This is a genomic window from Streptomyces sp. NPDC058274, from assembly GCF_042881375.1.
In the GTDB taxonomy this organism is placed as follows: Bacteria; Actinomycetota; Actinomycetes; order Streptomycetales; family Streptomycetaceae; genus Streptomyces.
Window position 1 is genome coordinate 258,724 of sequence record NZ_JBHVXW010000004.1, and the last position, 22,303, is coordinate 281,026.

The window sequence follows — 22,303 nt, forward strand, 5'->3', positions numbered from 1 at the left end:
AGGCACCCCGGACCTGAACCCCGGGGTGACCCGGATGGCAGATTGTGCCACAGAGGCATAACCTGCCTGCCGTGACCGGTACCCACCGCGCCGGCGGCACTCCCGCCGAGCGCACCTCCCGCCCGGGCGAGGCGGCCGCGGATTCCGCTTCTTCGGCATCTGCTTCTTCGCCATCTGTTTCTTCGGCCGCTGCTTCTTCTGCTGCACCTTCCGCGTCCGCTGGGCGCGTCTCGCGCTCCGGCGGGGCTTCGGCTGCCTCTGCCGAGGGCTCGTCCCGGGCCGGCGGCCGGGGGGAGTCCCACGGTTCCGGGGGCCTCTCGCTGACCGAGCGGCGGAAAGCGGCGACCCGGATGGAGATCGCCCGCGCCGCGGCGGGGCTCTTCATGACGCACGGGCTACGGGGCACCCGCGCCGAGGACATCGCCCGCGCCGCCGGTGTCGCCCCGCGAACCTTCTACCGCTACTTCGCCGCCAAGGAAGAGGCCCTCGGACCGCTCTTCTCCGCCGGCGCACAGAAGTGGGCGGAGGCCGTACGCGACGCCCCCGCCGACCTGTCCGTCCCGGAGGCCCTCCAGCACGCCATCACCGCCACCCTGACGCCCGGCATCGGGGTCCGGCCCGAATCCCTGGAGTGGGTCCGCAACCTGCTCCGGCTCGCCGAACGCAGCCCCGCCCTGCTCAGGGTCTGGGGCGAGGCCTGCCAGGCCGCGGAACGGGAGCTGGCGGGGGTGCTGGCGGCGCGTGTGGCGGGTGTGGGTGCCGGCACCTCGTATGGGGTTGGCGGCGGCGGTGCGGGTGCGGGTGCCGGTGCTTCATATGCGGTTGGTGGTGGGGGAGTTGGTGGCGGCGGTGGCGGTGGTGCTGGTGCCGACGTTGACGCCGATACCGATACCGATACCGATACCGATACCGATACCGATACCGATACCGATACCGATACCGGGACCGGCGCCGGGGTCGATGAGCTGCCCGTCTCCCCGGGGCTCCGGCTGAGCGCCGCGGTCGCCAGCGCGGCGGTGCGGGTGGCGGTCGAGGCGTGGGCCGCGGGGGACGCCCCGCCCGACGGTCCCGCGAGCCCGGCCGCACTGGCGGCGCGCAACGTGGCGTCGCTGCGGGACTTTCCCTGGAGTGCCGTCTGAACTGCCCGCTTGGGGGCGGGAGTTCGGGAGTGCCGGGGTGCCTGGGTGCCCAGTGCATTCAAGGTGTTCCCCGTGTCCGGGTGTCCGGGTGTCCGGGTGTCCGGGTGTCGGTGTCGGTGTCCGGGTGTTCCGGTGTTCCGGTGTTCCCGTGCGTTCCGGAACCCCCGTCCCTCCTCAGCCCGCCGCTCGGGACAGGCGGCCCCCCAAGTCCCGTACGCAGCCGACCAGTTCGGCCGGCTCCCGGACGGTGAACTCGCAGTCGACCATCGCGAGCCGCACCGCCAGCCACTCCACGGAGTCGCCGGCGGCGCCGCGCAGCCGGCAGTTCTGGTCGTCGATCGGCTCGGGCGCGCCCAGCCACGCCGGCAGACGTGCCGCGACGAACAGTGCGGGTGCGGCGAAGGTGACATCGAACTCGTACGTCTCCTGCCGCCCGTACATCGACTGCCGCAGGAACTCTGCCGCACTCCCCGTCGGCAGCTCGCGCGGGGCGAAGCGTGTCCCCGTCGCGAAGGGTTCGCCGACCCGGTCGACGCGGAACGTGCGCCAGTCCTCGCGGTCGAGGTCGTAGGCGACGAGGTACCAGCGCCGGCCGGTCGACACCAGCCGGTAGGGCTCGGTCAGCCGCCGGGACGCGGTGCCGTCCCCCGACCGGTACGCGAACCGCAACCGCTCCCGCCCGGCGACGGTCGACGCCATCACGGTCAGCGTCTCGGGCGCGATGCTGGCGCCGTCCCCGCTGGTGAGCGGGGTGGTGGCCGCCTGCAGCGTGGACACCCGGTGCCGCAGCCGCGACGGAAGCACCTGCTCCAGCTTCGCCAGGGCCCGTACGGACGCCTCGTCGAGGCCCTCGACCGCGTGCCCGGCCCCGGCGCGCAGCCCGACGGCGATGGCCACGGCCTCCTCGTCGTCGAGCACGAGCGGCGGCATCGCCTTCCCCGCCACCAGCCGATACCCGCCGTCGGCCCCCTTGGTCGCCTGCACCGGATAGCCCAGCTCGCGGAGCCGGTCGATGTCTCGGCGGACGGTACGGCGGGACACCCCGAGCCGGTCGGAGAGCTCACCGCCGGGCCACTCGCGGGGCGTCTGGAGCAGGGAGAGGAGCTGGAGCAGCCGGGCCGGGGTGTCGGTGCTCATGAGGCCTCCCCGGCGCCGTCCCCGTTCCGTGCGGCGTCTTCGCGCCGGCCGTGGTTCCGTATGCCGTCGCGCCCTGGTGTGCCGTTGCCGAGGCGCTCGCCGCCGCTCCGCGAGCCTTTGCCATTCCGTGTCGTCATGCCGTACAGATTGCCGTAGATCTAGGACACGATCTGACCTATTGGCCGTCTAGATTCTGAGTATGAACTCCACCGAGACCCCTCTCAGCAGTCCGGATGCCGGCGCGGGAGCCGTGAAGAACCCCGGGCCGAACCCCGGGCCCGCCGAAGCGGCCACGGCCGACCGGCGGCGCTGGTTCGCACTCGCCATCGTGATGACAGCAGCTTTCATGGACCTGGTCGACGTGACGATCGTGAACATCGCGATCCCGTCCATCCAGCAGGACTCCGGTGCGTCGTTCAGCCAGATCCAGTGGATTACGGCGGGCTACGCACTCGCCTTCGCCGCCGGTCTCATCACCGGCGGGAGGCTCGGCGACATCCACGGCCGCAAGCGGCTCTTCCTCATCGGCATCGGCGGATTCACGCTCGCGTCGGCGCTGTGCGGCTTCGCCGCGAACCCGGAGATGCTCGTCGCCTCGCGCATCCTCCAGGGCGGAATGGCCGCGATGATGGTGCCGCAGGTGCTGTCGATCGTGCACGCGACCTTCCCGGCCCACGAGCGGGGCAAGGTGTTCGGTCTCTTCGGCGCGATCGTGGGCCTCGGTGCGGTGTCCGGTCCGCTCCTGGGCGCCCTGCTCACCGAGTGGAACCTGTTCGGCCTGGAATGGCGGCCGATCTTCCTGATCAACCTGCCGGTGGGAGTGGCCGGACTGATCCTCGGCCGGAAGTTCATCAGCGAGTCCAAGGCTCCGCGGGCCCTCAAGCTCGACCTCGTCGGCGTCGCCTTCGTCACGCTCGGCCTGCTGATGCTGCTCTACCCGCTGACCCGCGGGCGTGAGCTGGGCTGGCCGCTGTGGGGATACGTCTCGATGGCCGGTGCCCTCGTCGTCTTCGCGGCGCTGGTGGCGTACGAGAAGCGGAAGGCGGCGCGGGACGGTTCGCCGCTGGTCGAGCTGTCGCTGTTCAAGGTGAAGAGCTTCGCCGCGGGCATCGCCGTACAGACCGTCTTCGGTGTCGGTCTCGGCATCTTCTTCCTGGTCTGGACGCTGTACATGCAGGTCGGCCTGGGCTGGAGCCCGTTGCGCGCCGGTCTGACCGGCGTCCCGTTCTCCATCGCGGTCTCGGTGGCGGCGGGGATGTCCGTGCAGCAGCTGGTCCCGCGCTTCGGACGCAAGGTACTCCAGGCGGGCGCCCTGGTGATGGCGGCCGGCGTGCTCCTCTACATCTGGGAGTCCGAGCGGTACGGACTGGCCATCGCTTCCTGGCAGATGGCGCTTCCGCTGGTCGTGATGGGTGCGGGCATGGGCCTGATCGTGGCGCCGCTGACCGACGCGGTGCTGTCGGAGGTGCCGCGCGAGCACTCCGGCTCGGCGTCCGGCCTCATCAACACGGTGCAGCAGATGGGCAACGCGCTCGGACTCGGGCTCGTGTCCGTGGTCTTCTTCGGCACGATCGGGGACCGGCTCACCCCGGTCCAGATGGGCCCCGCCTTCGTGGACGCCTTCCAGAACGCGCTGTACTGGGTCGCCGGAGTCATGGCGCTCATCTTCCTGCTGATGTTCGCGCTGCCGAAGCGGCCGGCGCAGCATGTGGAGGGGGCGGAGGACGCGGTGGGCGTGCCCGCCACGGGGAAGCGGGAGGCGGAGCCGGAGTCGGAGCCGGAACTCGTCGGCTGAATCGCGGTGGTAAGGGGCGGGCCCGGCACTTCAGGTGTGCCGGGCCCGGCCCTTTTTGTTGCGGTCTTCTGTTGCGGTCTTCTGTTGCTGCCTTGTGATGCTGCCTTGTGTTGCGGTCTTCAGCTGCCGTGTTCTGCTGCCGCGCCTGCTCGGTTTGCCTTCGGCGGGCGCTTCCCTGCGCAGATGTCCGTTCATGTCCGAGTGGAGTCCGGGCCTGTTTACTTTCTGGAAATCTGGGCGTAGCCTCCCGCCGCAAACCACAGGGTCGGGCATCAGGCGGAGGCGAACGGACATGTACGCACCGGAGCGGCAGCAGGAGATCCTCCGGCTGGCCCGTGACGGCGGCCGGGTGGACGTGGTGTCCCTCGCCGAGGAGTTCCAGGTCACCGCGGAGACCATCCGCCGGGACCTGAAGGCCCTCGACCGCGCGGGTCTCGTACGCCGTGTGCACGGGGGCGCGATCCCGGCCGGGCGTCTCGACTTCGAGCCCGATCTCGCCGAGCGCGAGTCCACCGCGGCCGACGAGAAGGACCGCATCGCCCAGGCGGCCGTGGCCGAACTGCCCGGCGAGGGCACGCTGATCCTCGACGCCGGCAGTACGGTCGCCCGGCTGGCCGGTGCCCTCCCGCTGGAGGCGACGCTCACCGTCGTCACCCACAGCCTGCCCATCGCGGCCCGCCTCGCGGACCACCCGGGCATGCAGCTCCACCTCGTCGGGGGGCGCGTACGACACCGGACGCGCGCCGCCGTCGACGCCTGGGCGCTGCGCGCGTACGGCGAGATCCGCGCCGATGTCCTGTTCATCGCGGCGAACGGCTTCTCCCTCGAACACGGGCTGACCACCCCCGACCTCGCCGAGGCCGCCGTCAAGCGCGCGGCCGTCCGCGCCGCGCGCCGGGTGGTACTGCTCGCCGACTCCTCCAAGCACGGCCAGGAACACTTCGCCCGCTTCGGCGACCTGAGCGATGTGGACCTGCTGATCACCGACAGCGGGCTGAGCCCCGAAGACGCCACCGCCATCGAGCGCGGCGGCACGCAGGTGCTGAGTGTTTGAGAGCGGCGCGGATGCGCGGATCTGCGGATCTGCGGATGGACGGATGGGCGGATCTGCGGATGGGCGGATGGGCGGACCTGCGGATGGGCTGGGTGTGCTGGGTGTGCTGGGTGTGCTGGGTGTTCGAGAGGCGGCGCGGATGTACGGGTGTGCTGAGTGCCTGAGCGGCGGCATGGACGTACGGACGTGCCATGTGTCTGAGAAGCGGCGCGGAAGTGCTGTGAGTGCTGTGAGTTCTGGAAACGAGTGCGCATGATCCTCACCGTCACCCCCAACCCCTCCCTGGACCGCACCTACGAGGTCCCGTCGCTCGACCGCGGCGAGGTCATCCGGGCCACCGGCGAACGCATGGACCCGGGCGGCAAGGGCGTCAACGTCTCGAGGGCGGTCGCCGCCGCCGGACGGCGCACGGTCGCCGTTCTGCCCCTGGGTGGTGCGCCCGGCGCACTCGTCGCGGACCTGCTCGACGCACAGGGCATCGAGGTCGCGCCGGTCCCGATCACCGGGGCGACCCGCTCCAACATCTCGGTCGCGGAACCCGACGGCACACTGACGAAGATCAACGCGCCGGGCCCCGAACTCTCCGGCGCGGAGGCCGAACAGCTCCTGGAGACCGTCCGACAGCAGTACCGCTCCGGCGAGGCCCAGTGGATCACCTGCTGCGGCAGCCTCCCACGCGGGCTCGCGCCGTCCTGGTACGCCGAGCTGGTGGCGCGGGCGCACGCGGCGGGCGCCCGGATCGCGCTGGACACTTCGGGACCCGCGCTGCTGGCGGCGCTGCGCGAGCGTCCCGACGTGGTGAAGCCGAACGCCGAGGAGCTCGCGGAAGCCGTCGCGCGCCCCCTCACCACCGTGGGCGACGCGGTCAAGGCGGCCGAGGAGTTGCGCGCGCTGGGCGCGTGCGCCGTGCTCGCGAGCCTGGGGGCGGACGGGCAGTTGCTCGTGGACGGCGCGGGCGCCTGGTTCGGCAGCGCGCGCGTGGACGCCGTACGCAGCAATGTGGGCGCCGGTGACTCCTCACTCGCCGGCTTCCTGATCGCCGGCGGCCGAGGCCCCGAGGCGCTCGCCTCCGCCGTCGCGCACGGCGCCGCCGCCGTACAGCTGCCCGGCAGTGTGATGCCGGGCCCGGCCGACCTCGACCCCTCCGCCGTCACCGTGACCACGGAGATCCCGGTGGACCGCGTACTGACGGAGCCGGTGTCATGACGGCGCGCGGTTTCCCAGGGGCTGCGCTTGAGGGTGGGCGGGGTTTGCGTTGCTCCGGCTTCGAGGGGCTACGGGATCTTCCTGGTTGCGCCTCTGAGGGTCGGCGCGGTTTTCCTGGTTCCGGCTTCGAGGGGAGGCGGGGTTTCCCTGGCCCGGTCTCCGAACGGCGACGGGGTCTTCCTGGTTGCGTCGCTGACGGTCGGCGCGGTTTTCCCGGTTCCGCCTTCGAAGGGAGGCGGGGTTTCCCCGGCCCGGTCTTCCTGGGGAGGCGAGGTCTCCCCAGCCTCGCCTCCGTCATCCCCGTGTACCCCGCGTTCTGCGAGCGCGGCGCCCCCGTCCCCACCCCCGCCCGTATCTCCCCCCGGGCGGCACGCGTGCGAAGGAGCCCGCGATGAGCGAGATGATCACCGCGGACCTGGTCGACCTCGACCTGTCCGCCGTTACCAAAGAGGCCGCGGCACGCGCCCTCGCCGAGCGCATGGTGGCCCTGGGACGGGTCACCGACCTCGACGGCTTCCTGGCGGACGTGGCCGCCCGCGAGGCCCAGATGCCGACCGGCCTCGACGGCGGCATCGGCATCCCGCACTGCCGCAGCGAACACGTCACCGAGCCGACACTCGCCTTCGGACGCAGCGCGCCGGGATCGACTTCGGCGCGCCGGACGGGCCCGCCGACCTGATCTTCCTGATCGCCGCTCCGGCGGGCGCGGACGACGCGCACCTGACGATCCTGTCGTCGCTCGCCCGCCAGCTGATGAACGCCGAGTTCACGTCCGCGCTGCGGGCCGTGGACGACGCGGCGGCCGCAGCCGCGCTCATCCGCGGGGACGAGTCCCCGACGGCTGCGGGCGCGGGTGTGGCTGCGGCTGCGGGCGCGGGCGCGGGGGCCGCTGCGGGTGCGGGTGCGGCCGAGACCGCAGCCGGGACCGAGGCTGCGACTGAGACCGCAGCCGGGACCGAGGCTGCGACTGAGACCGCAGCCGGGATCGAGGTTGCGACTGAGACCGCAGCCGGGATCGGGGTTGCGACTGAGACCGCAGCCGGGACCGCGGCCGAGGACGCGGCCGCAGCCGGGGCCGAGACTGTGACCGACGCCGCGGCGGCGACCGCCTCCGATGACTCCGTGGCGGAGCCGACGGCGGCCTCCGGTGACTCCATGGAGGAGTCGACGGCGGCCTCCGCCGACAGCGTCGCGGACGGTGCGGCCCCGGCATCGGGCGCGGCCGTCGAGGACGGACCCGCCCCGGCGCCGGGCGCCACCGAGGCCGACGAACCCTTCCGTATCGTCGCCGTCACCTCCTGCCCCACCGGCATCGCGCACACCTACATGGCGGCCGAGTCGCTGGAGAACGCGGGCCGCGCGGCCGGTGACGTCGAGGTCGTGGTCGAGACACAGGGCTCGGCCGGCTTCACCCGGCTCGACCCGGCGGTCATCGCGGCGGCGGACGGCGTGATCTTCGCTCACGACGTCCCCGTACGCGACAAGGACCGCTTCGCCGGCAAGCCGACCGTCGACGTCGGCGTGAAGGCCGGCATCAACCGCCCCGCCGAGCTGATCTCCGAGGTCCGCGGCAAGGCGGAGCGGCGCGAGATCACGGCGGGCTCGGCCCCCGGTACCCCGGTCGAACGCACCGGTGAGTCCGGCGAGGGCTACGGCTCCAAGCTCCGCAAGTGGCTGATGAGCGGCGTGAGTTACATGGTCCCGTTCGTCGCCGCGGGCGGTCTGCTGATCGCCCTCGGCTTCGCGATCGGCGGCTACAAGGTCAACAAGGCACCCTCCGTCATGGACCACTTCATGTGGCTGCAGGCGGACAGCTGGGGCGCGCTGTTCTTCCAGATCGGCGGCGTGGCGTTCGGCTTCCTCGTCCCGGTGCTGGCCGGCTACATCGCGTACGGCATGGCGGACCGGCCGGGCCTGGTCCCCGGCTTCGTCGGCGGCGCGATCTCCCTCACCATCAACGCGGGCTTCCTCGGCGGTCTGGCCGCCGGTCTCATCGCCGGTGGCGTGGTGCTGGGGATCCAGCGGGTCAAGATCCCGGCGGCGTTGCGCGGGATCATGCCGGTGGTGGTGATCCCGCTGATCTCCGCGGCGATCGTCGGGTTCCTGATGTTCGTGGTGATCGGCAAACCCATCGCCTCGGCGCAGAAGGGGATGACCGACTGGCTCAACGGCCTCACCGGCACCAACGCCGTCCTGCTCGGCGCCCTCCTCGGCCTGATGATGTGCTTCGACCTCGGCGGCCCGGTCAACAAGGTCGCCTACACCTTCGCCACCGCTGGCATCGCCGTCGCCAACCCTAGCGACTCCGCGATGAAGATCATGGCCGCGGTGATGGCGGCCGGCATGGTCCCGCCGCTCGCGATGGCGCTGGCGACGACCGTGCGCGGCAAGCTCTTCACGCCGACCGAACGCGAGAACGGCAAGGCCGCCTGGGTCCTCGGCGCCTCCTTCATCTCGGAGGGCGCCATCCCGTTCGCCGCCGCGGACCCACTGCGCGTGATCCCCTCGTCCATGGTGGGCGGGGCGGTCACCGGCGCACTGTCGATGACCTTCGGCGCCACGCTGCGCGCCCCGCACGGCGGCATCTTCGTCGTGCCACTGATCGGCAACCCGTTCCTCTACCTCATCGCCATCGCCGCCGGCGTCTGTGCCACCACAACCCTGGTCGTCGTCCTGAAGGGCCTGCGCAGGACCCCCGACGGTGGCGCGACCACGGAGGCATCCGGCGACCCGACACCGGTCACCGCCGATACCAAGGAGCCTGTCGCCGCCTGAGTAGCGCGAATCTCCTTGAATCGGGCTGAATACTCCTGAACCGGCCTGCCAGTTGACCCCTTTAGGGCGACTGTGAGTTCTTCACCGCATCTGCGAGATGCGTCACGGTCCGGGACCAAAGTCCCGGACCGTGGTGTCTACTGGAGCGCATGCCTGAGCATGTGTCGATCCTCCAGCTGATAGGCGTGTCCGTCCTCGCCCTGGCGACCGTGATCTGGGTCGTCGGCCTCGTACGCCTGCTGCGCCGCAGCCGCTTCGAAGCCGCGGTGTGGCGCCACGGCGACACGCTCCGGGCCATCCCTCCCCAGCGCCAGTCCGGGCCCGGCGCCGAGTCGGTCGAACTGACTCCGGAGGAGCGCGCCGCTTTTGCGGGCCTGGTACGGCAGTTCAGCGACAGCCGGCGGTTTTAGCGGGGTGCGGAGCGGGGGTGCTGCCGCGCTGTGCGCTCGGAGCTGAGGCGCGGGGGGCGCGGGGGGCTTGCTGTGGTCGGTGTGCCGGTGTGCCGGAGTGAGGTTGTGCGGGGTGGCGGATTGCGCGCCGTACGCGCCGGCGTGAAGTGGACCGGGGATTCCGAACTGAGCCAGCGCGCGCCTGCGTTGATGCGCCCGCGCGAACTCGATCGAGTCACGCGCCCCGTGAGCAGACCCGCCCGGCGTGAGCGGAGCCGCCCGCGCCTCCCGGAGGGGAAACGCCCCGGCGCCGGCTGAGTCGCGCACCCGGCACCACCCGAGGGGTGTCGCGTCGGCGCTAGCTGAGATCCGCCCGGCGCCAACCGAGTCGAGCGCCCGGCGCCGACCCCGTCACGCCGCACCGGCGCCGACCGAGACACGCGCCCGGCGCCAGCCGAAACACGCGCCCGGCGCCAGCCAAAGCGCGCACCCCCGCTAGCCGAGTCGCGCAGCCCGGCGCTCCATCGCGTCGCGGGCCGCGTCCTCCGTCGCGTACACCTCGCACATGTGCCGTCGATCCGGCGTCGCCGTGTGCTCGACCTCCCACAGGGAGATCTCCCGCCCGTCGCGCAGCAGGAACGCGTGCTCGTAGAGCGAGAAACACAGCCGCGCCGCCTGGCCCGCCCGGCCGGGACGACCGAAGGCCTGCGTGATCTGGTGCGCGAAGGCCTCCCGCAGCAGCAGGGTGGTGAGGTCGGTGTCGGGCCCGTCCACGTTCTCCGCGCGGCGCAGCAGCCGGCGCGCGTGGTCGGCCGAGTCGTCGGTTGCGTACGTGTGCCGCGGCTCGGGGATCGGCGACAGCTGCACCAGCACAGGCAGTTCGAAGTCCGGCGTGTCCGCCGGCAGCGGCAGCCGGGCGGTCGCGGCGCGCAGCTCCTCCTCGTCCGCGTACACCTCGTGCTGGGCGTCGCTCCCGGGCGCGGTGTTGTGGACGAGCTCCCACAGCGTGACCGCCGAGCCGTCGGCGAGCAGCCACGTGTGCCGGTAGGTCTCGCGGTGCAGCCCCGCGCTGTGGTGCGCGGAGTGCAGAGAACTGTCGTGCGCCAGCGCGCAGTCGAGCGGCCGTATCGTCTCGTCCGGCAACTCGAAGGAGTTCAGGGCGCGGCCGAGGAGTCGCGCGAGATGCTCCTCCGGAGACTCGGGCGACTCGGGTGGCTCGTACGCTGCTGTCTCGTACGGAACGCTCAAGGCTTCTCCCGGCGTTGCTGCATGTCACCTTGTGGGTGCATACCGTAGCCCCTCGGTCGGACATCATGTCCGCGAACCGAGAAAACGTGCGGAGAGAAAACGGGCGGGCCGTGCGGGAGGTTCCCGCACGGCCCGCCGAGCTGTCAAAGAGCCCTCGTCAGACGGCACTTCCCGCGGTCCACGCGCTCCACGACATGTTCCAGCCGTTGAGCCCGTTGTCCGGCGAAACGGTCTTGTCGGGGGAGTTCTTGACCGTCACGACGTCCCCGACGAGAGAGTTGTCGAAGAACCACTTGGCGATCGTGTCGCCCTGCGCGCCCTGGACGTCGGCCAGTCCCACGCAGCCGTGGCTCGTGCCCTGCTGACCGAAGGGCGGATTGCCGCGGTTGTACCAGTAGTTGCCGTGAATGAAGGTTCCCGAGGCCGTCAGTCGCATCGCATGCGGCACGTCCGGGATGTCGTACTCGCCGCCGTAGCCGACCGTCGAGCCGTTCATGCGCGTCTGCGTAAACTTCTCGGAGATCACCATCTGGCCGTTGTACGTGGTGTGCTGCGGGCTGCCCGCGGAGATCGGGATGGACTTGACGGTCTTCCCGTCGCGCACCACCTTCATCGTCTGCGTGCTGACGTCGACCGTGGAGACCTGCGCGCGGCCGACGGTGAAGGTGACGGTCTTGTCCTGCACCCCGTAGACGCCGTTCGCGCCCTCCACGCCGTCCAGGTTGATCTTCATCGTGACCTTGGAGCCGGCCTTCCAGTACTGCTCGGGCCGGAAGTCGAGCCGCTGCGCGCCGAACCAGTGCCCCACGACCTGCTGCCCCGTGCTGGAGGTCACCTTGATGTGCGACTGCACGTCCTTCTTGTTGCTGATCACCTTGTCGAAGTTGAAGGAGACCGGCATCCCGACACCGACCGTGGCGCCGCCGTCGGGCGTGTACGTCCCGATGAAGCTGTTGTTCGTCGACACCGTCGTGAAGATGGAGTTGGCCGCGGCCGTGCGCCCGTTCGCGTCCTTGGCAGTCGCCGAGATCCGGTACTTCGTACCGCGCTCCAGCTGCTCCTTGGGCTTCCAGGTGCTGCCGCTCGCGGAGATCGAACCCGGTACGGCGGTCCCGGCCCCCGCCACCGTCATCTTCACGTCGGTCAGCTTGCCGTCGCTGACCTTCACCCCGGTGGCGTTGATGGACGCGCTGGTCGAACCGTCCTTGGCGGAGATGACGATCTTCGCCGTGGAGGTCTTCGACGAGCTCTGGCCGCCCTTGCCGTTGTCGGCGCTGGCGTCGCCGCCACAGGCGGTGAGGGTGAGGGCGCCGACTATCAGGGCGGCACACGCCCCCAGTGCGCGCCGCATAGATATGTCCGGCGTTGTCACGGGCTGCTCCAGGTTTTTGTGATGTGGGTGATCCGCTCCAGTGCGTGGAGAAAGAGCGCGCCGCGGCGCGAAGGGTTCCCTCCAGCCGCGGCGAACGCCATCACGTGACAGAACCGGGACAATCACCCACCCGCCAACTGCCGTACGCAGCCGCCCTCTCCGACGACCGCACGACACGCCCCCGCCTGCCGGACGACATCCCGCGGGTTGCCCCCAACAGCTCTCCTACCGCCGCCCGTACAGCTCCTCGTAAGAGGGCCACGCCCCGCCCGGCCCGTCCACCGACTCGGCCGCCCGTACCGCCCGTACGATCGCCCGCGTCACCGCATCGGCGCCCGCGGCGAGGATCTCGTTGAGCGCGAGGGGGTTTCCGGTGGCGAGCGGCCGGTCACCCGTGGCGAGCGCGAACACCGTGTCGCCGTCGTTGAGCAGGTGCACCGGGCGTACGGCGCGCGCGATGCCGTCGTGCGCCGTTCCCGCGAGCTTCTGCGCACGCGCGCGCGTGAGATCGGCGTCGGTGGCGACGACGGCGAGTGTGGTGTTCAGCGGGGGAGGGGCGTTTTCCGCGGCGAGGCCGGCCAAATGCTGCTGGGCTGCCGCGTGCGCCCCGGCCGACGGGTACGTCGTACGGCCGAGCAGCAACTCCCCGTACAGCGCCCCTGTCTCCGGCTCGACGACCGAACCCGCCGCGTTGGCCACCACCAGCGCGGCGACGGTGATCCCGGAGTCGAGTACGGCGCTCGCGGTACCGACTCCGCCCTTGATCTGTTCGACCACCGCGCCCGTGCCCGCGCCCACGCATCCCTCGGGCACCGGAGCGCCCGGCCGGCTCGCGTCGGCCGACTCGACCGCGGCCCGGCCAGTCGCCGCGTCGGGGCGCGCGTGGAAGTCGCCACCGCGCCCCAGGTCGAAGACACACGCAGCGGGTACGACGGGCACCACGTGCGCCGGGTCGGCTCCCACGCGCACTCCGCGCCCCTGTTCCTCCAGCCAGGCCATCACTCCCGACGCCGCGTCCAGCCCGTAGGCGCTGCCGCCGGTCAGGACGATCGCCTCGACCTTCTGCACCAGGTTGCGCGGATCCAGTGCGTCGGTCTCTTTGGTGCCGGGTCCGCCCCCGCGCACGTCGACCGCCGCGGTCGCGCCACCCGGCGGGGTGAGCACGACAGTGGTGCCGGTGAGCCATCCGTCGCCGGTGCGCGTCGCGTGTCCCACCCGCAGGCCCGCGACATCCGTCAGAGCGTCAACAGTCATGGTCTCAGTTTCCCCACGCCGGACCGTTCTCGTGCCGGAAGGGGCCCCCTCCACGCGGGTCTCGCGCCGGACCGTTCTCGTGCCGGAAGGGGTCCCCTCCACGCGGGTCTCGCGCCGGACCGTTCTCGCGCCGGACAGATCCCGATCCCCACCACGCGGGCCCGCGCGTCACTCGGTCCGCGTCTTCTCCCGCCCGACCATCCGCGACGTCAGTGTCACCCCGACGGCCACCGCCAGTGCCGACACGATGCCCGCCGTCAGGACCGCCCAGTCACCCAGGAACGTGCACAGGATGACCAGCAGCGCCGCCGTCGGCAGGACGAGCTGCTGAGTGATACCCACCTTGAAATGGCGCGAGTGCAGCACCCATACGGTCAGGAAGTACAAGGCGGTCGGCAGCGTCACCGCCGCGGACGCGGCCGGCGTCGAGATGTGCGCCTTCCCCACCGCTTGTTCCACGGCGACCTCGAGTCCCGCACCGATCGCGGCCGCCGACGCGAAGATCAGGTAGTGGCCGTAACCCCACAGGTACGCCTGCCCGTTGGACCGCAGATGCCCGTGGATGGGCACCACGAAGTAGATCCACCAGGCGGCGAACACGATCAGCAGCCCACCCGCGGCGATCGGCAACAGCTCGCCCAGGGCGTCGTTCTCGTCCAGGCCCGACTTCACGGCGACCGTGGCCGCGGCGATCGTCTCGCCGAGCACGATGATCGTGAACAGGCCGTACCGCTCGGAGATGTGATGCGGATGCCAGGGCGTGGTCGTGTCCTTCTCCGCGTACAGCGGGACGCACAGCTCGGCGATCGCCATCACCAGGAACACCCACGGCCGTCCGTGCTCGGGCAGGACGAGCAGGCCCAGCCAGCCGATCTGGCACAGCAGCACACCGCCGGCGTACCGCAGTGCCGTGGTTCTCTCGGGGCCCGCGGCGGACCGCGCGGCGCGCAGCCACTGGGCGATCATCGCGAACCGCATGATCGCGTAGCCGAGCCAGACGACCACGAAGTCGTGGTCGTTGAACGCTCGCGACACTCCGGCCGCGAGCACCAGCACACCGGCGATCTGCACCAGCGTCACGACGCGGTAGAGGGCGTCGTCGTTGTCGTACGCGGAGGCGAACCAGGTGAAGTTCATCCAGGCCCACCAGATCGCGAAGAAGATCATCGCGTAGTTCAGGATGCCCTCGCCCGTGTGCCCGTCGGCGACGGCGTGCACCAGCTGAACGCCGGCCTGGGCGATGGCCACGACGAAGCACAGGTCGAAGAAGAGCTCCAGGGGCGACGCGACCCGGTGGGCCTCGCCACGGCCGCGGGCGGTCATGGGACGCAACGGCCCACCGCCGGCCGGCCGCGGCTCCGGAGCGGATTCGGAAGCGGAACTGGTCGTCATGGAGCCAAGCACAGCAGAAAAGCTCCGGAAATTCTTGTGAATGCGTTCACAAGCGGACTTGGGTCCAAAGTCCCCCAGAAAAGGCCAGGCCAGGCGAGGTAGGGGGCGTCGTGCCCGCCAGGGCCAAGGACCTCCGGTCTCCGATCGGGGACCAATGCGGCCGCTCATGGCCTCCTCGCGGGCGTGCAATGGAGGCGTAGCGACCGAGCGAAGCGGAAGGTGCGCGCGATGACTGCCACTCCTGCGGAAAAGACGACCGGAGCCACGGCGGACCCGACGGTCCACGGGGCGGCCTGGGACGGTTTCAAGGGCGGGCTGTGGCGCGACGCCATCGATGTCCGCGACTTCATCCAGCACAACTACGCCCCGTACGAGGGCGACGGTTTGTTCCTCGCCGGCCCCACCGAGCGCACTGCCAAGGTCTGGAACAAGCTCCTCGCCATGTTCCCGGCCGAGATCGAGCGCGGCATCCACGACGTCGACGTGTCGACCCCGTCCCGCATCGACGCTTTCGCGCCCGGCTACATCGACCCGGACCTCGATCTCATCGTCGGCCTCCAGACCGACGCCCCGCTCAAGCGCGCCATCATGCCCAACGGAGGCTGGCGCATGGTCGAGACCGCCCTGAACGCCTACGGGTACGAGCCCGACCCCGCCGTCCGCGACATCTACACCCACCTCCGCAAGACCCACAACGACGGTGTTTTCGACGCCTACACCCCGGAGATCCGCGCCTGCCGCTCCTCCGGCATCATCACCGGCCTGCCCGACGCATACGGCCGCGGCCGCATCATCGGGGACTACCGCAGGGTCGCCCTGTACGGCGTCGACCGCCTCATCGAGGCCAAGCGGGCCGACAAGGCCGAGCTCGACACCGAGTGGCCCAGCGCGGATGTCATCCAGGAACGCGAGGAAGTCTGTGAGCAGATCCGGGCCCTCGCCGAACTCAAGTCCCTGGCCCGCTCCTACGGCCACGACATCTCCGGACCCGCCACCACCGGCCGCGAGGCGGTCCAGTGGCTGTACTTCGCCTACCTCGCCGCCGTGAAGGAGCAGAACGGCGCTGCCATGTCCCTCGGCCGCATCGACGCCTTCCTCGACATCTACCTCCAGCGGGACATCGAGGCGGGACGGCTCTCCGAGTCCGCCGCCCAGGAACTCATCGACGACTTCGTCATCAAGCTCCGCATCGTCCGCTTCCTGCGCACTCCCGAGTACAACGAGCTCTACTCCGGCGACCCCACCTGGGTCACCTGGTCCATGGCCGGCATCGGCGAGGACGGGCGCCCGCTGGTCACCCGCACCACCTTCCGCGCCCTGCGCACCCTCTACAACCTCGGCCCGGCTCCCGAGCCCAACCTCACCGTCTTCTGGTCCCAGCGGCTGCCCGAGGCCTTCAAGGCGTACGCCGCCCAGGTCGCCATCGACACCAGCGCCCTCCAGTTCGAGTCCGACGACCTGATGCGCCCCAAGTACGGGGACGACACCGCCATCGCCTGCTGTGTCTCCGCGATGGCCGTCGGCAGGCAGATGCAGTTCTTCGGTGCCCGCGTGAACGTCGCCAAGGCCCTCCTGTACGCCATCAACGGCGGGCGCGACGAGAAGTCCGGCAAGACCGTCGTCGACGGCTTCGAGCCCTTCACCGGCGAATACCTCGACTACGACGACCTCCTCGCCCGGTACGACGCCATGCTCGACTGGCTGGCCAGGACGTACGTCCACGCGCTCAACGTCATCCACTACATGCACGACAAGTACGCCTACGAGCGCATCGAAATGGCCCTCCACGACCGGCAGATCCTGCGCACCATGGCGTGCGGCATCGCGGGTCTGTCGGTCGCCGCCGACTCCCTCTCCGCCGTCAAGCACGCGCGCGTGCGGGTGATCCGGGACGAGACGGGCCTCGCTGTCGACTACGAGACCGAGGGCACCTACCCGGCCTACGGCAACAACGACGACCGCGCCGACTCCCTCGCGCAGTGGATCGTCCACCACTTCATGGAGAAGGTCCGACAGCACCCCACCTACCGCGACGCGGTGCACACCCAGTCGGTGCTGACCATCACCTCGAACGTCGTCTACGGCAGGAAGACCGGCAACACCCCCGACGGCCGCCGCTCCGGCACCCCCTTCGCCCCCGGCGCCAACCCCATGAACGGCCGCGACGAGCACGGCTACATCGCCTCGGCCCTCTCCGTCGCCAAGCTTCCGTATGACGACGCGGAGGACGGCATCTCGCTGACGAACACCATCACCCCGGACGCGCTCGGCCGCACTCCCGAGGAGCGCATCGTCAACCTCGCCGGCGTCCTCGACGGCTTCATGGCCAGTGACGGCTTCCACATGAACGTCAACGTGCTCGACAAGGCGACACTCCAGGACGCCATGGAACACCCGGAGAACTACCCGCAGTTGACCATCCGGGTCTCCGGCTACGCGGTCAACTTCGTCCGCCTCACGCGCGAGCAGCAGCTCGACGTCATCAACCGCACCTTCCACGGCGCCCTCTGAGAGGTCCCGATGACTGCCCTGCTCCAGTCCGCACCGGCCGCGGCACCCACCCCGGCCCCGGGATCGGCACCGGCCGGCCGGCGCACCCGTACCGGCTCCGCGGCCCTTGCGGCCACGGCTGCGGTCACCCCCGCCGCCGCGGCCACCCGCCGCCCCGTCGAGGGCTCCGTCCACTCCTGGGACCTGTCGACCGGCGTCGACGGCCCCGGCACCCGCTTCGTCACCTTTCTCGCCGGCTGCCCGCTGACCTGCCTGTACTGCCACAACCCCGACACCTGGCGGATGCGGAGCGGCAGGCGGACGGCGGCCGACCACGTGATCGCCGAGGCCGGCAAGTGCACGCGGTTCATCGCGGCCGCGGGCGGGGGTGCGACCGTCAGCGGCGGCGAACCCCTTCTGCAGCCGGTCTTCGCGGGCGAACTGCTGCACCGCTTCCGGCATGAACTCGGACTGCACACCGCCCTCGACACCTCCGGCTTCCTCGGCGTCCGCGCCACCGACGCCCTCCTGCGTGATGTCGACCTGGTGCTGCTCGACATCAAGTCCTCGGACCGCGAGACCTACAAGAAGGTCACCGGGCGGCCCCTCCGGCCGACCCTCGACTTCGCCCACCGCCTGGCCGGCCTCGGCAAGGAGACGCACGTCCGTTTCGTGCTCGTACCGGGGCTCACGGACGACCCCGCGAACATCGAGGGCGTCGCCGCCTTCGCCGCCTCGCTCGGCATCGTCTCGCGCGTCGACGTCCTGCCTTTCCACAAGCTGGGCGAGGCCAAGTGGCAGGCCCTCGGAATGCCCTTCTCCCTGCACGACACCCCGTCCCCGACTCCGGAGCAGACAGTCGTGGCACAGGACATCTTCACGGCCCATGGCCTGAAGGCGGTGTAGCACCCAATGACACTCGAACGGCCTACAGGACAGGCAACCGGACCGCGCCGTCCCTACGGTGACCCCATGAGCCCGTCCCCTTACGGCGGCCCCTCCCGCACGTCCGCGCCCGCCGCCCCCACCGCGTCCGGGAACGACACCTACCGGCCCGGATCGACGATCGACGAGTGGCGGCCGGAGGACGACTCCTTCTGGCAGTCCGTCGGGCGCAAGGTCGCCAACCGCAACCTCTGGATATCCATCCCGGCGCTGATGCTCGGCTTCGTCGTCTGGCAGGTGTGGTCCGTCACCGCGGTCCGCCTCAACGATGTCGGCTTCGGCCTCTCCACCTCCCAGCTGTTCTGGCTGACCGCCATACCCGGCATCACCGGCGGAACGTTCCGCGTGCTCTACACGTTCATCGGGCCGATCTTCGGAGAGCGGAAGTTCACCGCGTTCTCCACGCTCATCCTGATCGCCCCCATGCTCTGGCTGGGCTTCGCGCTCCAGGACACCGGAACCCCGTACTGGGAACTGGCCCTGATCGCCGCCGTCTGCGGCATCGGCGGCGCCAACTTCTCGTCGTCCATGGCGAACATCGGCTTCTTCTTCCCCAAGCGGGAGAAGGGCAGCGCCAACGGCCTCAACGGCGGACTCGGCAACCTCGGTGTCTCCGTGGTCCAGTTGGTTGCCCCGCTGGTCGTCACGGCGGCCGTCCTCGGCGCACCGGCGGGCGGCCCGCAGCGTGACACGGTCAAGAACACCGACGTCTGGCTGCAGAACGGCGCGTTCCTGTGGGTGCCGCTCCTGGTGATCATGGCCCTGCTCGCCTGGTTCTTCATGAACGACCTGAAGGTCGCCGCAGCCCCCTTCAGTCAGCAGAAGATCATCTTCAAGCGCAAGCACAACTGGCTCATGACCTGGCTCTACGTCGGCACCTTCGGCTCGTTCATCGGATTCGCCGCCGCCCTGCCGATGCTGATCAAGAACAACTTCGCCGACCAGGGCTACCAGGCCACCACCTACGCCTGGATCGGCCCCTTCATCGGCGCCCTCATGCGCTGGGCCGGCGGCTGGCTCTCCGACAAGATCGGCGGCGCCCGAGTGACCCTGGTGTCCTTCGTCGGCATGGCCGCCTCGCTGGTCGTGGTGATCAACGCGCTGCCGTCCGGCAGCGACCAGGGCAGCTTCTGGGCCTTCTACGTCGGCTTCCTGTGTGCGTTCGCCTTCTCCGGCGTCGGCAACGGCTCGACCTTCCGCCAGATCCCGGTGATCTTCCGGGACCAGCACCTGAAGAACGCGGCGGACCAAGGCCCGCAGGCACAGCAAGCCGCGCTCAAGCAGGCCGAGATGGAGGCCGGAGCGGTCAGCGGCTTCTCCGCCGCGATCGCCGCCTACGGGTTCTTCTTCATCCCCGCGATGTTCGCCAACATCTCCGTCACCAGCGCGCTGTGGCTGTTCATCGGCTTCTACGCCACCTGCCTCGTCGTCTGCTGGTGGTTCTACGCCCGCCCCGGCGCCGAGGCGCCCAGCTGAGCCGGGCCGGTCCACGACCCCCGCGGCGTACCCTGGACGCATGAGTGACGCCCCCGCCCCCGAACCGCGCGATCCGAAGCCGGCGCTGGTCTTCGACGACCCGCTGAGCCAGCAGTCCTCGGACGACACGGACCGCGGGTGGGGTGAGCGGCCCGGTGCCGACAGCGACAGCGCGGCAGACCTGAAGCGGTTCCTCGACGAGAAGCCGCCCCACCACATCTGAGCGTGACCGGCCGGACGGGTCCATGCCCGTCCGGCCAGGCGGAGGCCCGCTGCTACGGCTCGTTGTGCCCGGAGCCGCGCTGGGCCACCAGAGCGTCGCGGATCTCCTTGAGCAGCTCCAGCTCGGTCACCTCCAGCACCTCCTGCGTGCCCTCCTTCGCCCTGCGGCGGGCTTCCTGCCGGGCCAGGTACTTGGACATCGGCAGGACCATCAGGAAGTACACGACGGCCGCGGTGATCACGAAGGTGAGGGTGGCGCCCAGCACCGAGCCCCACATGATCCTGATGCCCTTCGCGGTGTCGCCACTGCCGGTGCAGGGGGCTTTGAGGCAGGAGTTGTAGCTGTCGAGGTTCTTCGTGCCGATCGCGCCCACCAGGGGGTTGATGACTCCCTTCACCACCGAGCTGACGATGTTCGTGAACGCCGCGCCGATGACTACCGCGACTGCCAGATCGATGACGTTTCCACGCATCAGAAAGGCCTTGAAGCCCTCCCAGATGCTCGGCTCCTTCTTCTCGATCACCAAGAGGCCCCTCTGCGCGCGTTGTGGAACAAGCTGTGGAACAAACAGCTCCGCAACCTACGTCAGGGCGTGCCGGACCTGTCCAATTGGGTCCCTCGATCGAAGGCCTTGACATCCCTTCGTCGCTCAGCACAGGGTCACCGCCAGCCGAGAGGTGGCGCCCGCCCCGGCCAGCCGTGCCGCCGCCGACCGTGGGACCGACAGCACCACCAGTGCGCCCGTCTCGGTAGCACCGACATCCGGCACATCGGTCACCCGCACCCCGGCCGCGACCACCCGCGCCGCACCAGCGTTGTCCGCCGCGACCACGTCCACCCGGTCGCCCGGCTGCAGCAGGCGCACCGTGGCCCCGTCGGCGATCCGCACCGGCGCCGTCACCATCTCGACCGCGCGCCGCTCACGGACGGACGCGGCGGCGGAAGGAGGAGAGGCGGCGGTCGGAAGCTCCCGCGCCCGGCCGGCGTGCCGGGGACCCGCCGCGACGAGCGCGGCAGCCGTCACCGCCAGCCCGGCCGCCAGGGCCCGCCTTCGATGCCGTAACAGACGCCGCAACGGCAGCTTCCCGGATCGCACCCGCACGGGGGCGAAATGCGGGACGTCGCACGTGGGCGGTGCGTCCGTGCCCAACGGGCGTACCAGAGGGGAGAGCTGAGCCATGGGTGCCACCACCTGCGACGAGAGATCGGCTTGCGATCCCACGATGAGGCCTCGTGACGAAGCCCGCCGGAGCCGGTGGACGACCGACGGGTTGTGGACAACTCCCTCACCCGAACGGGACGTTCCGCTCTACGGACGGCCCGAGCGTGACGTGCCATTGCCGTGACGGCACCCCGCCCCCGACGACACCCCGCCCCCGACGACACCCGGCCCCGACGACACCCGGCCGGCCCGGCCGGCACTCGCCCCCGTCGGCCACCGGCACCCCGCCCCCACCCCTACGGCAGCGGGAACCCCGGATCCATCCCGCCCAGCGCCGTCGTGCACAGGCAGTCCCGCGCATCGTTCGAGGGCAGGGCCGCGACCGCGTCGAAGAGGACACCGCGCAGCCGGTCCACGTTCGCCGCGAACACCTTGAGCACGTCCTCGTGCGAGACGCCCTCGCCGCTCTCGGCGCCCGCGTCGAGGTCGGTCACCAGGGTCATCGACGAGTAGCAGAGCTCCAGTTCACGGGCGAGCGCGGCTTCGGGGTGACCGGTCATGCCGACCACCGACCAGCCCTGCGCCTGGTGCCAGAGGGATTCGGCCCGGGTCGAGAACCGCGGCCCTTCTATGACCACCAGGGTGCCGCCGTCCACCGGCTCCCAGTCCCGCCCGCGCGCCGCCTTCAGTGCGGCCGCGCGACCGGTGGGGCAGTACGGGTCGGCCAGCGACACGTGCACGACGTTCGGCACATCGCCGCCGGGCAGCGGCAGTCCGTCGAAGTACGTCTGGGTCCGGGCCTTCGTACGGTCGACCAGCTGATCCGGTACGAGCAGGGTCCCGGGACCGTACTCGGGGCGCAGGCCGCCGACAGCGCAGGGGCCGAGCACCTGGCGTACGCCGACGGAGCGCAGCGCCCAGAGATTGGCACGGTAGTTGATGCGGTGCGGCGGCAGATGGTGGCCGCGGCCGTGGCGGGGGAGGAAGGCGACCCGCCGGCCGGCGATCTCACCGAGGAACAGGGAGTCGCTGGGTGGCCCGTAGGGGGTGTCGACCTGGACCTCGGTCACGTCGTCGAGGAAGGAATAGAAACCCGATCCGCCGATGACCCCGATCTCGGCCGTGACCGACGGCTGGGCTGTCTGCGCCGGGGCCACCGCACCCGCCGGGCTCTGTGCGTTCTCCGTGTTCGCCATGACCCGCACCCTAGCCGGGGCGGGAAACGCCGAAGACCCCGCCGTCACAG

Annotated in this window: 18 protein-coding genes and 1 pseudogene; 11 read left to right on the forward strand and 8 right to left on the reverse strand. The window is 70.7% G+C overall.

Features of this window, described 5'->3' with window-relative positions; all coding sequences use genetic code 11:
* The first annotated feature begins 350 nt into the window (after positions 1-350).
* The gene (locus ACFVYF_RS11040) at positions 351-1,139 is read left to right on the forward strand and encodes a TetR family transcriptional regulator (RefSeq protein ID WP_389454188.1); all 789 of its coding nucleotides are present in this window, start codon (positions 351-353) and stop codon (positions 1,137-1,139) included.
* A 174-nt stretch (positions 1,140-1,313) separates the two neighbouring features.
* Here ACFVYF_RS11040 and ACFVYF_RS11045 read toward each other — a convergent pair whose 3' ends face one another.
* Complete coding sequence (locus ACFVYF_RS11045) at positions 1,314-2,276, reverse strand: helix-turn-helix transcriptional regulator (protein WP_389454191.1); 963 nt, start codon at positions 2,274-2,276, stop codon at positions 1,314-1,316.
* A gap of 199 nt (positions 2,277-2,475) precedes the next feature.
* On the opposite strand from ACFVYF_RS11045, the gene ACFVYF_RS11050 reads away from it, so the two are divergent.
* The 6 genes and pseudogenes from ACFVYF_RS11050 to ACFVYF_RS11075 all read left to right on the forward strand — a co-directional run bounded on the left by ACFVYF_RS11050 (position 2,476) and on the right by ACFVYF_RS11075 (position 9,516).
* Positions 2,476-4,071 carry an MFS transporter gene (locus ACFVYF_RS11050; RefSeq protein ID WP_389454194.1) on the forward strand — a complete coding sequence of 532 codons (1,596 nt, stop codon included), beginning with the start codon at positions 2,476-2,478 and terminating at the stop codon, positions 4,069-4,071.
* 292 nt (positions 4,072-4,363) lie between these two features.
* Entirely contained in the window at positions 4,364-5,125 is a 762-nt protein-coding gene (locus ACFVYF_RS11055; protein WP_389454197.1) for a DeoR/GlpR family DNA-binding transcription regulator, read from the forward strand.
* 252 nt (positions 5,126-5,377) lie between these two features.
* Positions 5,378-6,331: a 1-phosphofructokinase gene (gene pfkB, locus ACFVYF_RS11060; RefSeq protein WP_389454200.1), complete on the forward strand. Its 954-nt coding sequence runs from the start codon at positions 5,378-5,380 to the stop codon at positions 6,329-6,331.
* Between the two features lie 391 nt (positions 6,332-6,722).
* Positions 6,723-7,168 (forward strand): annotated as a pseudogene (locus tag ACFVYF_RS11065) (PTS sugar transporter subunit IIA); the annotation flags it as partial.
* Positions 7,169-7,186: 18 nt separating this feature from the next.
* The gene (locus ACFVYF_RS11070; protein WP_389454709.1) at positions 7,187-9,106 is read left to right on the forward strand and encodes a PTS fructose transporter subunit IIC; all 1,920 of its coding nucleotides are present in this window, start codon (positions 7,187-7,189) and stop codon (positions 9,104-9,106) included.
* Positions 9,107-9,255: 149 nt separating this feature from the next.
* The gene (locus ACFVYF_RS11075) at positions 9,256-9,516 is read left to right on the forward strand and encodes a hypothetical protein (RefSeq protein WP_389454203.1); all 261 of its coding nucleotides are present in this window, start codon (positions 9,256-9,258) and stop codon (positions 9,514-9,516) included.
* Between the two features lie 474 nt (positions 9,517-9,990).
* Here the strand turns inward: ACFVYF_RS11075 and ACFVYF_RS11080 are convergent, their stop codons facing one another.
* The 4 genes from ACFVYF_RS11080 to ACFVYF_RS11095 all read right to left on the reverse strand — a co-directional run bounded on the left by ACFVYF_RS11080 (position 9,991) and on the right by ACFVYF_RS11095 (position 14,761).
* Positions 9,991-10,743 (reverse strand): DUF6227 family protein, encoded by a 753-nt coding sequence (locus ACFVYF_RS11080; protein WP_389454205.1) that lies wholly within the window; start codon positions 10,741-10,743, stop codon positions 9,991-9,993.
* A gap of 157 nt (positions 10,744-10,900) precedes the next feature.
* Positions 10,901-12,115, reverse strand: coding sequence for an Ig-like domain-containing protein (locus ACFVYF_RS11085; protein WP_389454208.1), 1,215 nt, complete (start codon positions 12,113-12,115; stop codon positions 10,901-10,903).
* Positions 12,116-12,340: 225 nt separating this feature from the next.
* Entirely contained in the window at positions 12,341-13,369 is a 1,029-nt protein-coding gene (locus ACFVYF_RS11090; protein WP_389454210.1) for a P1 family peptidase, read from the reverse strand.
* Positions 13,370-13,537: 168 nt separating this feature from the next.
* Complete coding sequence (locus ACFVYF_RS11095) at positions 13,538-14,761, reverse strand: low temperature requirement protein A (protein ID WP_389454213.1); 1,224 nt, start codon at positions 14,759-14,761, stop codon at positions 13,538-13,540.
* A 228-nt stretch (positions 14,762-14,989) separates the two neighbouring features.
* Here ACFVYF_RS11095 and pflB point away from each other — a divergent pair, with 228 nt between their 5' ends.
* The 4 genes from pflB (at position 14,990) to ACFVYF_RS11115 (ending at position 19,895) form a co-directional block, all read left to right on the forward strand.
* Positions 14,990-17,272 (forward strand): formate C-acetyltransferase, encoded by a 2,283-nt coding sequence (gene pflB / locus ACFVYF_RS11100; protein ID WP_389454216.1) that lies wholly within the window; start codon positions 14,990-14,992, stop codon positions 17,270-17,272.
* Between the two features lie 9 nt (positions 17,273-17,281).
* Positions 17,282-18,157: a pyruvate formate-lyase-activating protein gene (gene pflA, locus ACFVYF_RS11105; protein ID WP_389454219.1), complete on the forward strand. Its 876-nt coding sequence runs from the start codon at positions 17,282-17,284 to the stop codon at positions 18,155-18,157.
* Positions 18,158-18,223: 66 nt separating this feature from the next.
* Positions 18,224-19,672: a NarK family nitrate/nitrite MFS transporter gene (locus tag ACFVYF_RS11110; RefSeq protein WP_389454222.1), complete on the forward strand. Its 1,449-nt coding sequence runs from the start codon at positions 18,224-18,226 to the stop codon at positions 19,670-19,672.
* A 40-nt stretch (positions 19,673-19,712) separates the two neighbouring features.
* Positions 19,713-19,895 carry a hypothetical protein gene (locus ACFVYF_RS11115; RefSeq protein WP_389454225.1) on the forward strand — a complete coding sequence of 61 codons (183 nt, stop codon included), beginning with the start codon at positions 19,713-19,715 and terminating at the stop codon, positions 19,893-19,895.
* A 52-nt stretch (positions 19,896-19,947) separates the two neighbouring features.
* Here ACFVYF_RS11115 and mscL read toward each other — a convergent pair whose 3' ends face one another.
* The 3 genes from mscL to ACFVYF_RS11130 all read right to left on the reverse strand — a co-directional run bounded on the left by mscL (position 19,948) and on the right by ACFVYF_RS11130 (position 22,253).
* Complete coding sequence (mscL, locus tag ACFVYF_RS11120) at positions 19,948-20,418, reverse strand: large conductance mechanosensitive channel protein MscL (protein ID WP_389454228.1); 471 nt, start codon at positions 20,416-20,418, stop codon at positions 19,948-19,950.
* Positions 20,419-20,544: 126 nt separating this feature from the next.
* Entirely contained in the window at positions 20,545-21,075 is a 531-nt protein-coding gene (locus tag ACFVYF_RS11125; RefSeq protein ID WP_389454231.1) for a hypothetical protein, read from the reverse strand.
* 278 nt (positions 21,076-21,353) lie between these two features.
* Positions 21,354-22,253: an S-methyl-5'-thioadenosine phosphorylase gene (locus ACFVYF_RS11130; RefSeq protein ID WP_389454234.1), complete on the reverse strand. Its 900-nt coding sequence runs from the start codon at positions 22,251-22,253 to the stop codon at positions 21,354-21,356.
* Positions 22,254-22,303 lie beyond the last annotated feature (50 nt).